The sequence below is a fragment of the Bradyrhizobium canariense genome (assembly GCF_018130465.1).
Taxonomy (GTDB): domain Bacteria; phylum Pseudomonadota; class Alphaproteobacteria; order Rhizobiales; family Xanthobacteraceae; genus Bradyrhizobium; species Bradyrhizobium canariense_C.
Window position 1 is genome coordinate 31,691 of sequence record NZ_JAFCKJ010000002.1, and the last position, 14,080, is coordinate 45,770.

A 14,080-nucleotide genomic window follows, 5' to 3' on the forward strand; every position below is an offset into this window, starting at 1 on the left:
GCCTGCCGCCGCTTGACCTCGGCGTGGTATCGTCATTGGTGAGTGATTCGGGATCGCGCATGACTGAAACGGCCGATGATCTGAGCGCCCCGCTCGGACAGGATAAGCCGCGCCGGAAACGCCGGCTGCGGCTGCCGTTCACGGCCATGCAGATGCTCGCGGTCCTGCTCGGCCTGTTCCTGGTCGCCTTTGCCGGCTTCGCCATCTTCAACAAGGATCCGCTCGGCGGCGAGCCGATGACGCGGCTCGCGATCCGCGAGCCCAATGCCGCAGACAAGGCCGGCGACGACAAGCCCGCCGCGGCCGGCCACGACAGCAAGCAGGACAGCAAGCTCGAGACCAAGGAGGCGCCGAAGCAGGCGGGCGAGCAGAAGACCGTCACCATGATCGACGGTTCCACCGGCACGCGCCACGACGTGGTGATCGGCGGCGATACCGCCGGCAAGGGCGAGGCGGCCTCGGCCTCCGCACCGCCGCCGGTCATGGCCGGGATCGACCCAAAACTCCTTGAGAAATCGCGCTACGGCATGATCCCCGTGATTGCCGGGGATCTGAAGCCGTTCAACGTCTATGCGGCGGATGCCGACCGCGCCAAGGCCGCCAAGATGCCGGTGGTCGCGATCCTGATCGGCGGCCTCGGCGTCGGCGCTGCCAAGACCACCGATGCCATCATGCGGCTGCCGCCGGCGGTGACGCTGGCCTTCACGCCTTATGGTTCCGATCCAGGAAAACTCGCCGAGCGGGCCCGCACCCAGCGCCACGAGATCTTCCTCCAGATCCCGATGGAGCCCTACGACTTCCCCGACAACGATCCGGGACCGCAGACGCTGCTGACCTCGCTGAGTGCCGACCAGAACATGGACCGCCTGTACTGGCACCTGAGCCGGATGCAGGGCTATGCCGGCCTCACCAATTTCATGGGTGCCCGCTTCATCGCAACAGAGCCGGCGATGCAGCCGATCATCCGCGAGGCGGCCAAGCGCGGCCTTGGCTTCTTCGACGACGGCTCCTCGCCCCGCAGCATCGCGCCGCAGGCCGCCGCCAGCCAGGCGATGCCGTTCGGCAAGGGCGACATCGCGATCGACGCGGTGCCGACCCCGGCCGAGATCGACCGCGCCCTGAACAAGCTCGAAGCGGCGGCGCGCGAGCGCGGCGTGGCCGTGGGCACCGCCTCCGCCCTCCCGGTCTCGATCGAGCGCATCGGCGCCTGGACCAAGACATTGGGCGACCGAGGTATCCTTTTGGTGCCATTGACAACCGCGATGCTGAAATCAAAATCCAGCTAAATCAACGGATTGGTACGGCACAGGCCCGCGGGGCCTGCTCGAGCCTTACCGACAGCATGCAAGAGGTCTGGCGGAATGGCGCGTTATGAAGATCTGCCCTACCGGACTTGCGTCGGTGTGATGCTGATCAACACTGAGGGTCTGGTGTTCATCGGCCGCCGCGCCGGCGGCATCGAGCATGTCGACGACGCCCATGTCTGGCAGATGCCGCAGGGCGGCGTCGATCCCGGCGAGGACAATTGGGAGGCCGCCAAGCGCGAGCTCTATGAGGAGACCAGCGTGCGTTCGGTCGAGCGGCTCGGCGAGGTTCCGGACTGGCTCACTTACGACATTCCGCGCACGGTCGCCGGGCGCGCCTGGAAGGGCCGCTACCGCGGCCAGCGCCAGAAATGGTTCGCGGTCCGCTTCACCGGCAAGGACAGCGAGATCAACGTCGAAAAGCCCGGCGGCGGTCACAAGGCCGAGTTCGTGAGCTGGCGCTGGGAGCCGATGAAGAACCTGACCGGGCTGATCATCCCGTTCAAGCGCCCGGTCTACGAGCGCGTGGTGAAGGAATTTTCCGCGCTGGCGGAGGATTAGTTCAAGTCGCCATTCCAGGTTGATGCTAATGCATCGCCTGGAATGACGACGAGAGATCCACGCGTGACCAATGAAAAGCCCTACCGTCCCAATGTCGGAATCGCGCTGTTCAACGCCGATGGCCGCGTGCTGATCGGCCACCGCTTCAAGGGCGACGGACCCGAGATCATCCTGCCGGGTCTGGACTGGCAGATGCCGCAGGGCGGCGTCGATGAGGGCGAGGACCTGCGCGATGCCGCGCTGCGCGAGCTCTGGGAGGAGACCAGCGTCAAGAGCGCAACCTATCTCGGCGAGACCGACTGGCTGACCTACGAATTCCCGCCCTATGACGGGCCGCAGACGCATCGGCTGGCGAAATTCCGCGGTCAGCGCCAAAAATGGTTCGCGCTGCGCTTCACCGGCAAGGATGACGAGATCGATCCGCTGACGCCGCGCAACGACCAGCCCGCGGAGTTCGACGCCTGGCGCTGGGAGCGGCTCGACCGCGTCGCCGATGTCGTGGTGCCGTTCCGCCGCCACGTCTACAGCGCAGTGGCGCAGCAGTTTGCGCCCTTCGCAAACTAAAAACGCGAAAACAACCCCAGAGCCATTTTCAGCCCTAATTGATCGGGCCCACCGTGAACGGGCCGATCGCGATGACGTGACAATCGCTGTCGTGCTTGGCGCAGTCGGCGAGCGCGGAATTGACGGCGGACTGCTCGTCGGCGGCCTTCAGGCCGAGCCCCGGTCGGCCCGCGGTGCCGACCGCGACTGCGTTCCAGCCCATGCCGTCGGCGAGCTTGCGCACGACCTCGTCGCGCGCATCTGCGACGATCGAGGCATTGGACGCCGCGTGGAAGAAGCCGGTGATCCTGAGCAGGGTCGGGATCGGCACGACGAAATTCTCGTCGACCGCAACGACCAGGCAGGCGACGCCGGCGATCGCGCCGCACGATTCCAGCGAACGCCGCGCGGCATCGTCGGCGGATGATGCGCCCATCACCATGAAATATTGACCGCCCGGGCCGAGCGCGACCGAGCGGGATTTTGCCGCGGGCACGAACATGTTCTCGAGCCGGACCTTGGCGGGATCGCGCACCATCGGAAAGTCTTTCGAGGCGAAGGCGCGCTCGGTCATGGCATCATGCCGGACGAACGGTTGCGGCGGCATTGGGGGCTTGCCGCGCGTGTAGACGACATTGTTGCCGACCGCATAGAGCTCGCAGCGCCGCGGCGACTGCGCGGCATCGGCGCGCTTCTGGCACTGATCGAGCGCGGCGTTGCGCGCGGCTTCCTCGTTCGGCAGGTTCAACGCCGAGCCGGTGAAACCGCCGACATTGAGCGCGAACGCCTTGTAGTCGCCGGCAGCGGAATAATCGCCCGCCAGGTAGTTGCGGACGCGCTCGTTGATGAAGGGCACGCTGTCGGCAGGAAACTTGCCGGCCATCGGCGCGGCGGACGGTGCCGGCATGGGCATCGGCGCTTTCGCCGCCATGGTGGGTGACGGGCTTGGCGCGGTCGCTGCGATCGCCGGCGCCTTGGTGGTCTCGAGCTTGGCGAAATAGAGGAAGCCGCCGACGCCGATGGCGACGACGGAGACGACACCCACCACCAGCGGCCACATCCAGTTCGGCGCGGCCGCGGCCTTCGCCACCCTCTTGATCTGCGGCGTCGCGTAACTGCCGTCCCCGCGCCGCATCGCCACCATGTAGGCGTGCACCGGCGTCGGGATATTCTTGACCTCCTGCGCGCCGATATCGGCGAACTGCACCGACAGCTTGTTGGCGACCTGCTCGTGCACGGCGCGGGAGACGCAGATGCCGCCGACCTCGGCGAGGCCCTCGAGCCGGGCGGCGATATTGACGCCGTCACCGAGCAGGTCGCCGTCGCGCTCGACCACGTCGCCGATGGTGATACCGATGCGGAACGACATCTGCCGGCTCGGCGGATACGCCATGTTGCGGGTTCGCAGCGATTCCTGGATGTCGATCGCGCAGCGCACCGCATCGACTGCGCTTGGAAATTCCGCGAGCACGGCGTCGCCCGCAGTGTTGAAGATGCGTCCGCCGGCCTTGGCGATGAAGTCGTCGACGACCTCGCGATAGGAGGCGAGACGCCGCAGCGTCTCCTCTTCGTCTTCCGCGACCAGTCGTGAGTAACCGGCAATATCGGCTGCGAAAATCGCTGCGATCTTGCGTTTCATCTGCGACCGGCCCTCGGGAACAAAATTCGCGAGCGCAGAATGCCGCTATCGGCGGCGCGGTGCAACAAAGTTTCAGCGCCCGCCACTTTCGTGACGAGCGCTGAACTTATTCAGGAATTTTCAGTTCGGGCCCCGGCGCGGTGCACCGGGGCTTAGTGCATAGCCGTACTGCTGAGCTGCTGCTGGATGCTCTTGAAGTGGTCGAGCCGTGCGATGGCTTGATCGAGCTCGTTGCCTTCGTGCTCCTTCAATCCCTCTTCCATCTCCGAGACGGTCGCGGCGAACTGGGCGCGGTCGAGCTCAGCCAGCGACGTCGCGACGTCGGCGAGCACGGTCAGGCCCTTTTCGGAAACTTCGGCAATACCGCCGAGCACGATGATCTTCTCGTGCTTGCCGCCGGTGGTCACGGTGAGAATGCCGGGCCGGATCGCGGCCACGACCGGCGCATGTCCCGCCAGCACGCCGAAGTCACCCTCGACGCCGGGGATATCGACCTGGTCGACCTCGCCCGAGAAGGCGAGCTTTTCCGGCGAGACGAGATCGAAGTGGAAGGTGGCCATTGGAAACCTGCGAATGGTGAGTAGCGAATAGCGAATGGAGCGGGAGCAGCGAGACTATTCGCTACTCCCTGCCCGCCCTTCGCAGCTTAGGCCGCCTCGGCCGCCAGCTTCTTGCCCTTCTCGATCGCCTCTTCGATGGTGCCGACCATGTAGAAGGCGGCTTCCGGCAGGTGGTCATACTTGCCTTCGCAGAGGCCGCGGAAGCCCTTGATGGTGTCCGCGAGGTCGACGAACTTGCCGGGCGAGCCGGTGAAGATTTCGGCGACGTGGAACGGCTGCGACAGGAAGCGCTCGATCTTGCGGGCGCGGGCCACCGTCAGCTTGTCCTCTTCCGAAAGCTCGTCCATGCCGAGAATGGCGATGATGTCCTGCAGCGACTTGTAGCGCTGCAGCACCTGCTGGACCTGACGCGCGGTGTCGTAGTGCTCCTGGCCGACGACGAGCGGCGAGAGCATGCGCGAGGTCGAGTCGAGCGGGTCCACCGCCGGATAGATGCCCTTTTCCGAGATCGCGCGATTCAACACCGTGGTGGCGTCCAAATGCGCGAACGAGGTCGCGGGCGCCGGGTCGGTCAAGTCGTCGGCCGGAACGTAAATGGCCTGCACCGAGGTGATCGAGCCCTTCTGGGTGGTGGTGATGCGCTCCTGCAGCGCGCCCATGTCGGTGGCGAGCGTCGGCTGGTAACCCACGGCCGAAGGAATACGGCCCAGCAGCGCCGACACTTCAGAACCGGCCTGCGTGAAGCGGAAGATGTTGTCGACGAAGAACAGCACGTCCTGGCCCTGGTCACGGAAGTGCTCGGCGACGGTCAGACCGGTGAGGCCGACGCGGGCGCGGGCGCCGGGCGGCTCGTTCATCTGGCCGAACACCAGCGCGCACTTCGACTTGACGCTCGGATCCGGATTGTGCGGATCGGCGTTGACCTTGGACTCGATGAACTCGTGATAGAGGTCGTTGCCTTCGCGGGTACGCTCGCCCACGCCGGCGAACACGGAGTAACCACCGTGCGCCTTCGCGACGTTGTTGATCAGCTCCTGAATCAGCACGGTCTTGCCGACGCCGGCGCCGCCGAACAGGCCGATCTTGCCGCCCTTGGCGTAGGGCGCGAGCAAGTCGACGACCTTGATGCCGGTGACGAGAATTTCAGCTTCGGTCGACTGGTCGGTGTAGCTCGGCGCTTCCTGGTGGATGGCGCGCATGCCTTCGGACTGGATCGGGCCGGCTTCGTCGATCGGCTCGCCGATGACGTTCATGATGCGGCCGAGGGTGCCCGCGCCCACCGGAACCGAGATCGGCTGGCCGGTGTCGGTCACTTCCTGGCCGCGAACCAGACCTTCGGTCACGTCCATCGCGATCGTGCGCACGGTGGACTCACCGAGATGCTGCGCAACTTCCAGCACGAGGCGGATGCTGCCGTTCCTGGTTTCCAACGAATTCAGAATGGCCGGCAAATGGCCTTCGAACTGGACGTCGACGACGGCGCCCATGACCTGGGTGACGCGACCGACCTGGTTAGCTGCTGTAGCCATGAAGCTCTCCTTCGAAATTCTGTACTTGAACGACCGTCGTTTGGTTCGTGCGTCAGACCGCCTCGGCGCCGGAGATGATCTCGATCAGCTCCTTGGTGATCTGGGCTTGACGGGTTCGGTTGTAGATCTGGGTTTGCTTGCGGATCATTTCGCCGGCGTTGCGGGTGGCGTTGTCCATGGAGCTCATCTGCGCGCCATAGAACGAGGCGTTGTTTTCCAGCAGCGCGCGGAAAATCTGCACCGCGATATTCCGCGGCAACAGGCCGGAGAGGAGTTCGTCTTCCTCCGGCTCATAGTCGTAGGACGTCGACGGCGCGTTCGCCGCCTTTTCTTCCACGGTCAGCGGAATGATCTGCTGCGCGGTCGGGACCTGGGCAATCACCGATTTGAACTGCGCGTAGAACAGCGTGCAGACGTCGAATTCGCCGTTGTCGAAGCGGGCCAGCACCTTCTTGGCGATGTCCTCGGCGTTGACGAAGCCGAGCTGACGAACGCCGCGCAGGTCGAGGTGCTCGACGATCTGCTTGTCGTACAGGCGGCGGAGCTGCTCGTAGCCCTTGCGGCCGACGCAGAAGAATTTGACTTCCTTGCCCTGCGCCATCAGCGACTGGGCGCGCTCGCGCGCGAGGCGCACGATCGAGGAGTTGAAGGCGCCGGACAGGCCGCGCTCGCCGGTGCAGACCAGCAGCAGGTGAACCTGATCCTTGCCGGTGCCGGCCAGCAGCGCCGGCGCGCCGGGCGAACCGGCGGCAGCGCTGGCGATGTTGGAGATCACCGCGCTCATCTTGTCGGCATAGGGCCGCGCCGCCTCGGCCGCTTGCTGGGCGCGGCGCAATCGGGACGCCGCGACCATCTGCATGGCCTTGGTGATCTTCTGCGTCGCCTTGGTGGAGGCGATGCGGACGCGCATGTCTTTAAGTGACGCCATTCTTCGTTCACCCCGGCGGTTCGACGGATGCGTCGGACCGCTAGCCTGTCCCTATCGCGATGCCCGGCCGGGCGCCGGGCACGCTTCTTGTCGTCTTGCCTCTCGCGAAGCGGTCACGGCCGGAAGACCCGGCCATGTCCTGCTATCAGGCGAAGCTCTTGGCGAAACCTTCGACCACCGACTTCAGCTTGGCGGCGGTGTCGTCGGAGAGATCGCGGCTGTCGCGGATCGCGTTGAGAATCTCGACGTTCTTGCCGCGCAGCAGCGACAGCAGACCGTCCTCGAACGCGCGCACCTTGTTGACCGGGAGCGGATCGAGATAGCCGTTGGTGCCGGCCCAGATCACGCAGACCTGCTCTTCCATCTTCAGCGGCGCGAACTGCGGCTGCTTCAGGAGCTCGGTGAGACGCGAGCCGCGGTTGAGCAGGCGCTGGGTCGAGGCGTCGAGGTCGGAGCCGAACTGCGCGAACGCCGCCATTTCGCGGTACTGCGCGAGCTCGCCCTTGATCTTGCCGGCGACCTTCTTGGTGGCCTTGGTCTGCGCCGAGGAGCCGACGCGCGACACCGACAGACCGACGTTCACCGCGGGGCGGATGCCCTGGAAGAACAGGTCGGTTTCCAGGAAGATCTGGCCGTCGGTGATCGAGATGACGTTGGTCGGAATGTAGGCCGACACGTCGTTGGCCTGGGTTTCGATGACCGGCAGCGCCGTCAGCGAGCCCGAGCCCTGGTCCTTGTTCAGCTTCGCCGCGCGCTCGAGCAGGCGGGAATGCAGATAGAACACGTCGCCCGGATAGGCTTCGCGGCCCGGCGGGCGGCGCAGCAAGAGCGACATCTGGCGGTAGGCGACGGCCTGCTTGGACAAATCGTCATAGATGATGACGGCGTGCATGCCGTTGTCGCGGAAGTACTCGCCCATGGTGCAGCCGGTGAACGGCGCGATGTACTGCATCGGCGCCGGATCCGAAGCGGTGGCGGCGACGATGATCGAATATTCGAGCGCGCCCTGCTCTTCCAGCACCTTCACGAACTGGGCAACGGTCGAACGCTTCTGGCCGATCGCGACGTAGACGCAATACAGCTTGATGTTCTCGTCCGGCTGCGCGTTGAGCGGCTTCTGGTTGAGAATGGTGTCGAGCGCGATCGCGGTCTTGCCGGTCTGACGGTCGCCGATGATCAGCTCGCGCTGGCCGCGGCCGATCGGGATCAGGGCGTCGATCGCCTTGAGGCCGGTCGCCATCGGCTCGTTCACCGACTTGCGCGGAATGATGCCGGGCGCCTTGACGTCGACGCGCATGCGCTTGTCGGCCTGGATCGGGCCCTTGCCGTCGATGGGGTTGCCGAGCGCGTCGACGACGCGGCCGAGCAGGCCCTTGCCGACCGGTGCGTCCACGATGGCGCGGGTGCGCTTGACGGTCTGACCTTCCTTGATCTCACGGTCGGCGCCGAAAATAACGATACCGACGTTGTCGGTTTCGAGGTTCAGCGCCATGCCGCGGGTGCCGTTCTCGAACTCGACCATTTCGCCGGCCTGGACGTTATCCAGGCCGTAAACGCGGGCGATACCGTCGCCGACGGACAGCACCTGTCCGACTTCGGAGACTTCAGCTTCCTGGCCGAAATTCTTGATCTGGTCCTTGAGGATCGCGGAAATTTCCGCGGCGCGGATGTCCATCAGCCTGCCTCTTTCATCGCGTGCTTGATCGAATTGAGTTTGGTGCGAAGCGAACTATCGATCATCCGGCTGCCAAGCTTGACCACGAGGCCACCGATGATCGAGGGATCGACCTTCACGTTGAGCGCGACGTCCTTGCCGGTCACCGACTTCAGGGCAACCTTGAGGGCGTCGAGATTCTTGTCGGAAAGCGCCTCCGCCACGGTGACGTCGGCCGTCGCCTCGCCCTTGAACCGGGCGACCAGGGCACGATAGGCGCGGATGACGTCAGTCACCGCGAACAGGCGGCGGTTGGCGGTCAGCACTTTCAGGAAATTGGCGGAGATGCCGGCGATGCCCGCCTTGTCCAGCACGGCCGAGAGGGCCCTGGACTGGGTATCGGCCGCGAACACCGGGCTGCGGACGAGGCGCTTCAGATCGGCGCTTTCGTTCAGCATGCCCTCGAATTTGCCGAGATCGGCTTTGACCTCGTCGACCACATTCTGGTCGCGGGCCAGTTCAAACAAGGCCGTTGCATAACGGCCCGACACACCGGAAACGGACGTATCTTCTGCAGCCACAGACGCGCTCTTTTTGCTGTCAAACTCGCAAGGGAAAAACCGTCGCCACGAAGCGGCGCCTAGCGATCCAAGCCCTTGGAATTCAAGCGGGACTTCGATTTTCGACCCCGCACGGAAGTGCCGGGCTCGTTAAAATCGCGGCTTTGCTAACATAGCAGGCGCGCACGTGCAACATGACGCCAAATTAAAGGCACGACGTTCTGTCGCCAGTTCGTCGCAGTCCACGACGACGCTACGACGACCTGCCACGACGACCTGCCACGCCGCGGAATTGCCACGCCCTTCGGGCCGACACCCGGCCATTCGTTCCTGCCCTCAGCGCATAGCGGCCATGAACACGGATCGCTGAGGCGTGATTCCCGGCGCGCCGGCTTCACTCGCCGAATACTTACCCAATTCTAAACTCAGAAAGCGATGACTTTGTTTTACAGTATATACAAGTAATACATAGGTTAACGAATTGTTAAAATCCAAGATTACGGAATATCGGCTGAATATCCCTTGGCGGTAACAAGATATTACATGACGACACCGAACGGATTTACTGCCCAATTCACGCCTCATTGGGAATCGAAACGCCATCTCGCTCACAAAGTTACGGGGGCTCCACTTGCCACATATGTGGCAATACTAGCTTAGGGACCACTAAATGCTTTCTTTGAAGACGCTGGGCACTGTGACCCGGCCGCGTACGGCGATCGCTTTCGTTGCCGCAACTCTCCTCATCGGTGGAACCGCTACCGAAGCTTCCGCCAAATCCCGGCATCACCATCGGTATTCCCACCATCATCACCGCCACCACGCCCAGAACGATGCCAACACGACCTCCGATTGGCGTAACGCCAATGCGTCGATGACGCCGTCGCAGGGCACCGGACGTTCCTTCTCCGGCATGGCTTCCTTTTACGGGAACGAGTCCGGCAGCAGGACCGCCTCGGGCCAGCGCTTCAACCAGAACGCCATGACCGCGGCGCACCGCTCGCTGCCGTTCGGCACCAAGCTGCGCGTCACCCATGGCGGCTCGAGCGTCATCGTCACCATCAACGACCGTGGCCCGTTCATTCGCGGCCGTGTCCTCGACCTCTCCACGGGCGCTGCCCGCGCCATCGGCCTCACCGGCGCCGGCGTCGGCCGCGTCACCGCGGAAGTCGTCTCCTAAGGCGCGACCGGCGCCTCACCACACAAGCGCAGTTCCCGTCACCGTCCGCATGGACATGTGAGCAGCGGGTCAGCGCGGGTGAAACAAGCCCGCCGTCTTGGGGGACGGCGGGCTTTTTGTTGCCTGCCGTCATTGCGAGCGAAGCGCGCAATCCGGAGTCTTTCCGCGGGTGTCCCGGACAAGCTGCAACGCGTGAGCGTTGCGGCGCAGAGCCGGGACCCAGAAGCCACGGACTCTGTGCGACATGGGCCCCCGCTCAGCAGCGCACCGTCGAAGAGACGCTGCGCTGCGTCCGGGGCACGAGAGGAGAGTGAGCGCGCAGCTCTTACAAAAAGCTCTGCGGATCGACGTCGACTTCGAGCTTTTGATTGCCCTTCGGCTTCGGGCATAAGGCAAGCCAGTTGCGCAAATAATCCGACAGGTCGAACCCGCGCGCCGATTTCACCAGGATGCGGAATCGGTAGCGGCCCTTGATGACCGCGAGCGGGGCTTCCGCCGGGCCAAGCACCACCACGCGCTCGTCGCGCGGCGCGAGCGCAACGAGGCGGCGGCCAAAGCCTTCGGCGCTCGGTCGGTCGCCAGCGGAAATGATCAGGCTCGCGAGCCGCCCGAACGGCGGATAGAGCGTGCGTTCGCGCAAATCGATCTCGCTGTCGTAGAAGGCTTCGCGGTCGCAGGCGATCAGCGCCTTCATCACGGGATGATCGGGCTGATGGGTCTGGAGATAGCCGACACCGCGACCCTGCTCGCGCCCGGCGCGGCCGATCACCTGGTTGAGCAATTGCCAGGTGCGCTCCGAGGCGCGCGGATCGCCATTGGACAGGCCGAGATCCGCATCGACCACGCCGACCAGATTGAGCCGCGGGAAATTGTGACCCTTGGCGACGAGCTGGGTGCCGATGATGATATCGACGCGGCCTTCGGCGATATCATTGAGTTCCGAGCGCATCGTCTCGATCGAGGTGATGAGGTCGCTCGACAGCACCATGGTGCGCGCCTCCGGGAACAGCGCCGCCGCTTCCTCCTGCAAGCGCTCGACGCCGGGCCCGACCGCGACCAGCGATTCCTCCGCCGCGCAATGCGGACAGGTTTGCGGGCGCGGCATCGAGAAGCCGCAATGGTGACAGACGAGGCGCTGGCGGAAGCGGTGATCGACCAGCCAGGCATCGCAGATGGTGCAGGCGAAGCGATGGCCGCAGGCACGGCACAGCGTCAGCGGCGCATAGCCGCGGCGATTGAGGAACAAGAGCGCCTGCTCGCGCTTCTCGATCGCGGTCCTGATCTCGGAGGCCAGCCGCGGCGAGATGAAGCGGCCGCGCGCCGGCGGCTCGCGGCGCATGTCGATGGCCTCGATATGCGGCATGTGCTGGCCGCCGAAGCGCGACGGCAGCGCGATGCGCTGATAGCGGTTCTTGCGCGCATTGACCTCGGATTCGACCGACGGCGTCGCCGACGCCAGCACGATCGGGACCTTTGCGATATGGGCGCGCACCACCGCCATGTCGCGGGCGTGATAATGCACGCCCTCGTCCTGCTTGTAGGCCTGGTCGTGCTCTTCATCGACGACGATGAGGCCGAGATTGGCGTAGGGCAAAAACAGCGCCGAGCGCGCGCCGACCACGACCGGCGCGGTGCCCTCGGAGATCGCCGCCCAATTGCGCGCGCGGGTGCGCGGCGTCAGCTCGGAATGCCATTCCAGAGGGCGCACGCCAAAACGCTGCGCGAAGCGATCGAGGAACTGGCCGGTGAGCGCGATCTCCGGCATCAGGATCAGCGACTGTTTTCCGCGGCGGATCGCCTCGGCCACGGCTTCGAAGTAAACCTCGGTCTTACCCGAGCCGGTGACACCGTCGAGCAGCGCGACGTGAAAAGTGCCGTTGGCCGCGAGCGCGCGCATAGCGTCGACCCCGGCGCGCTGGAGCGGCGAAAAATCCGGCCGGCTGAAATCCGGATCAGGAGCCGGCGGCGGCGGAGGCGGCGGCATCGGCTCGACCGTGAGCGTGCCTTCGTCGACGAGGCCGTCGATCACACCGGCCGAAACGCCGGCCTCCTTGGCCGCCTCGGACTTGCCGTGCAGCAGCCGGTCCGACAGCACCTCGATCAGGCGCTGCCGCGCCGGCGTCAGTCGCCGCGGAGGATCGCCGACCAGGCGCACGCCGGCGGGCACCCGCTCTGGGCCGAGGTTCTCACCCATCCGCAGGCACATCCGCAGCACCATGCCGCGCGGGCTCAGCGTGTAATTGGCGACCCAGTCCACGACCGCACGCAGCTCGGGCTTCAACGGCGGGATGTCGAGCTTTTCGCTGACCTCCTTGAGCCGGTTGTGCAGGCGCGGATCCGGATTGGCGTTTTCGGCCCAGACCACGGCGATCACCTCGCGCGGGCCGAGCGGCACGCCGACGAGATCGCCCGCCTTCAGCTCCATCCCGCGCGGCACCTTGTAGGAATAGGCCTGGTCGAGCGCGACCGGTACCAGCACGTCGACCATGCGGGTCGCGTTGGCGGGGGCGGTCTGGCTACGCGACGAATGATCCATGAATAAACTTGGGAGAGAATCGGAACCCGGGCCTGAAGGCTAGCCGCGCGGGGCGGCCTTAGCGAACGATAAACGAGTGTGATGCGATATACTGAGTGGAATCACCACGTCCAGAGCGCATGAGCAAAGCGGCCGCCCCACCCATCGAGCTCGCCAGCGCCGATCCTGACATCGCGCAGGAGATGACGCGCTGGCTGTCGCATCTCGGCGCGGAGCGACGGCTGTCGCCGAAGACCCTGGAAGCCTATGCCCGCGATTTGCGGCAGTGTCTGAATTTTCTCTGCGGCCATTGGGGCGAGCGGGTGACGCTCAAGCGTTTCGCCGCACTGGAGGCCACCGATATCAGGGCCTTCATGGCGATGCGCCGCGCCGACGATATCGCCGGCCGTTCGCTGATGCGCGCGCTGGCGGGCCTGCGCTCGTTCGGCCGCTTCCTGGAACGCGAAGGCAAGGGCAAGGTCGGGGCGCTCTCCGCCATCCGCGCGCCGAAAGTCGCAAAAAGCCTGCCGAAGCCGATTCAGATGGCGGCGGCCAAGCGCCTTGCGGACGCCGACGAGCGCGCCGGCGAGGATCGCGAGACCTGGATTTTGGCGCGCGATGCCGCCGTGATGGCGTTGCTGTATGGCTCCGGCCTGCGCATCTCCGAAGCGCTGGGGTTGAAGCGCCGCGAGGTGCCGCGTCCCGGCGAAGGCGACGTGCTGATCGTGACAGGCAAGGGCAACAAGACCCGCATGGTGCCGGTGCTGCAGAACGTGCTGGCGCTCGTGCAAGAATACGTTTCGATGTGCCCCTATCCGCTGCCCGCGGAGGGGCCGATCTTCGTCGGCGCACGCGGCGGGCCCTTGAGCCCCCGCATCATCCAGCTCGCGATGGAGCGGCTGCGCGGCGCGCTCGGCCTGCCCGACAGCGCCACGCCGCACGCGCTCCGCCATTCCTTCGCCACGCATCTGTTGTCACGTGGCGGCGATCTGCGCGCGATCCAGGAATTGCTCGGCCATGCCTCGCTCTCGACCACGCAGATCTATACCGGCATCGATTCCGAGCGCCTGCTGGAAGTCTATGCCAGCGCGCATCCGCGGCGGTGAT

12 protein-coding genes are annotated in these 14,080 nt (G+C 65.2%); 5 read left to right on the top strand and 7 right to left on the bottom strand.

Annotation, left to right across the window (positions count from 1 at the left end; translation table 11 throughout):
- The first annotated feature begins 59 nt into the window (after positions 1-59).
- The 3 genes from JQ591_RS04445 (at position 60) to JQ591_RS04455 (ending at position 2,429) form a co-directional block, all read left to right on the top strand.
- Positions 60-1,286: a divergent polysaccharide deacetylase family protein gene (locus JQ591_RS04445; protein ID WP_211394840.1), complete on the top strand. Its 1,227-nt coding sequence runs from the start codon at positions 60-62 to the stop codon at positions 1,284-1,286.
- A gap of 75 nt (positions 1,287-1,361) precedes the next feature.
- Positions 1,362-1,865 carry an RNA pyrophosphohydrolase gene (locus tag JQ591_RS04450; RefSeq protein ID WP_211394841.1) on the top strand — a complete coding sequence of 168 codons (504 nt, stop codon included), beginning with the start codon at positions 1,362-1,364 and terminating at the stop codon, positions 1,863-1,865.
- 63 nt (positions 1,866-1,928) lie between these two features.
- Positions 1,929-2,429 carry an RNA pyrophosphohydrolase gene (locus JQ591_RS04455; protein ID WP_211394842.1) on the top strand — a complete coding sequence of 167 codons (501 nt, stop codon included), beginning with the start codon at positions 1,929-1,931 and terminating at the stop codon, positions 2,427-2,429.
- 34 nt (positions 2,430-2,463) lie between these two features.
- On the opposite strand, the gene JQ591_RS04460 is transcribed toward JQ591_RS04455, so the two are convergent.
- From JQ591_RS04460 to JQ591_RS04485, 6 genes are all read right to left on the bottom strand, one after another.
- Positions 2,464-4,047, bottom strand: coding sequence for an adenylate/guanylate cyclase domain-containing protein (locus tag JQ591_RS04460; protein ID WP_211394843.1), 1,584 nt, complete (start codon positions 4,045-4,047; stop codon positions 2,464-2,466).
- Positions 4,048-4,199: 152 nt separating this feature from the next.
- Complete coding sequence (locus JQ591_RS04465) at positions 4,200-4,607, bottom strand: F0F1 ATP synthase subunit epsilon (protein WP_211394844.1); 408 nt, start codon at positions 4,605-4,607, stop codon at positions 4,200-4,202.
- Positions 4,608-4,693: 86 nt separating this feature from the next.
- Entirely contained in the window at positions 4,694-6,136 is a 1,443-nt protein-coding gene (gene atpD, locus JQ591_RS04470) for a F0F1 ATP synthase subunit beta (protein WP_211394845.1), read from the bottom strand.
- A gap of 52 nt (positions 6,137-6,188) precedes the next feature.
- Positions 6,189-7,064 (bottom strand): F0F1 ATP synthase subunit gamma, encoded by an 876-nt coding sequence (locus JQ591_RS04475; protein ID WP_211394846.1) that lies wholly within the window; start codon positions 7,062-7,064, stop codon positions 6,189-6,191.
- A gap of 145 nt (positions 7,065-7,209) precedes the next feature.
- The gene (gene atpA / locus JQ591_RS04480) at positions 7,210-8,739 is read right to left on the bottom strand and encodes a F0F1 ATP synthase subunit alpha (protein WP_007604342.1); all 1,530 of its coding nucleotides are present in this window, start codon (positions 8,737-8,739) and stop codon (positions 7,210-7,212) included.
- On the bottom strand, positions 8,739-9,299 hold the full coding sequence (locus tag JQ591_RS04485) for a F0F1 ATP synthase subunit delta (RefSeq protein WP_211394847.1): 561 nt from the start codon (positions 9,297-9,299) through the stop codon (positions 8,739-8,741). Before JQ591_RS04485 ends, atpA begins: the two co-directional genes overlap by 1 nt.
- A 649-nt stretch (positions 9,300-9,948) precedes the next feature.
- Here JQ591_RS04485 and JQ591_RS04490 point away from each other — a divergent pair.
- A complete protein-coding gene (locus JQ591_RS04490; protein ID WP_211394848.1) occupies positions 9,949-10,458 on the top strand; it encodes a septal ring lytic transglycosylase RlpA family protein in 510 nt (169 codons plus the stop codon).
- Positions 10,459-10,783: 325 nt separating this feature from the next.
- Here JQ591_RS04490 and JQ591_RS04495 read toward each other — a convergent pair whose 3' ends face one another.
- Entirely contained in the window at positions 10,784-12,994 is a 2,211-nt protein-coding gene (locus JQ591_RS04495; RefSeq protein ID WP_211394849.1) for a primosomal protein N', read from the bottom strand.
- 119 nt (positions 12,995-13,113) lie between these two features.
- Here JQ591_RS04495 and JQ591_RS04500 point away from each other — a divergent pair, with 119 nt between their 5' ends.
- Complete coding sequence (locus tag JQ591_RS04500) at positions 13,114-14,079, top strand: tyrosine recombinase XerC (RefSeq protein ID WP_211394850.1); 966 nt, start codon at positions 13,114-13,116, stop codon at positions 14,077-14,079.
- Position 14,080 lies beyond the last annotated feature (1 nt).

Bases quoted from the DNA above. Each gene is read 5' to 3' on its own strand.
- JQ591_RS04450 (WP_211394841.1), top strand. From the start codon at position 1,362: ATGGCGCGTTATGAAGATCTGCCCTACCGGACTTGCGTCGGTGTGATG.
- JQ591_RS04445 (WP_211394840.1), top strand. From the start codon at position 60: ATGACTGAAACGGCCGATGATCTGAGCGCCCCGCTCGGACAGGATAAG.
- atpD (WP_211394845.1), bottom strand. From the start codon at position 6,136: ATGGCTACAGCAGCTAACCAGGTCGGTCGCGTCACCCAGGTCATGGGC.
- JQ591_RS04490 (WP_211394848.1), top strand. From the start codon at position 9,949: ATGCTTTCTTTGAAGACGCTGGGCACTGTGACCCGGCCGCGTACGGCG.
- JQ591_RS04465 (WP_211394844.1), bottom strand. From the start codon at position 4,607: ATGGCCACCTTCCACTTCGATCTCGTCTCGCCGGAAAAGCTCGCCTTC.
- JQ591_RS04460 (WP_211394843.1), bottom strand. From the start codon at position 4,047: ATGAAACGCAAGATCGCAGCGATTTTCGCAGCCGATATTGCCGGTTAC.
- JQ591_RS04500 (WP_211394850.1), top strand. From the start codon at position 13,114: ATGAGCAAAGCGGCCGCCCCACCCATCGAGCTCGCCAGCGCCGATCCT.
- JQ591_RS04475 (WP_211394846.1), bottom strand. From the start codon at position 7,064: ATGGCGTCACTTAAAGACATGCGCGTCCGCATCGCCTCCACCAAGGCG.
- atpA (WP_007604342.1), bottom strand. From the start codon at position 8,739: ATGGACATCCGCGCCGCGGAAATTTCCGCGATCCTCAAGGACCAGATC.
- JQ591_RS04495 (WP_211394849.1), bottom strand. From the start codon at position 12,994: ATGGATCATTCGTCGCGTAGCCAGACCGCCCCCGCCAACGCGACCCGC.